The 433-nt window shown below is 68.6% G+C and carries 1 protein-coding gene; it reads right to left on the bottom strand.

Annotated elements, in window-relative coordinates; translation table 11 throughout:
• Positions 1-433 (bottom strand): condensation domain-containing protein (locus tag ADL05_RS29145; RefSeq protein ID WP_156366101.1); only part of this gene is annotated, 433 nt, incomplete at both ends.

The following is a 433-nucleotide window of genomic DNA, read 5'->3' as shown; positions in this document are numbered from 1 at the left end:
GGGAGAGCTGGCTCTGGAACCACAGGCCCTGCTGGATGGGGGTCTGTGGGTAGCAGTCCGCCAGAGGACGCGGAGTCGTGGCCGAGCGCCACTCCGGCAGCGGCCGTAGTTCCGCCATGAGGTCGTTGATCTGGGTCTGGTCGAGTCCGCTGGCTGGCAGGTCGGAGGGGCTGTAGACGGTGGCGTCGGGGTCGTGGGCCTGGCGGGTGAGTCGGCCCAACACGTCCAGGGTGTGGTCGGCGATGCGTTCCACGGTTTCCTGGCGGAAGGCGGTGGGGTTGTAGGTCCAGCGCATGTGGAGGCGGCCGTCGTGGACGTGGCTGACGATGTCGATCTGGTAGGGGCGCTGGTTGTCGGGGTGCCAGTCGGGTCCGGCTTTGCCGGAGTGGGCGGCGAAGCCGCCGGAGGCGTCGAACTGGCCGAGGTAGTTGAA

Source organism: Nocardiopsis sp. NRRL B-16309 (genome assembly GCF_001279585.1).
GTDB lineage: Bacteria > Actinomycetota > Actinomycetes > Streptosporangiales > Streptosporangiaceae > Nocardiopsis.
The sequence above is the reverse complement of the archived record's forward strand: the minus strand, read 5'-3'. Positions and strand labels throughout refer to the sequence as shown.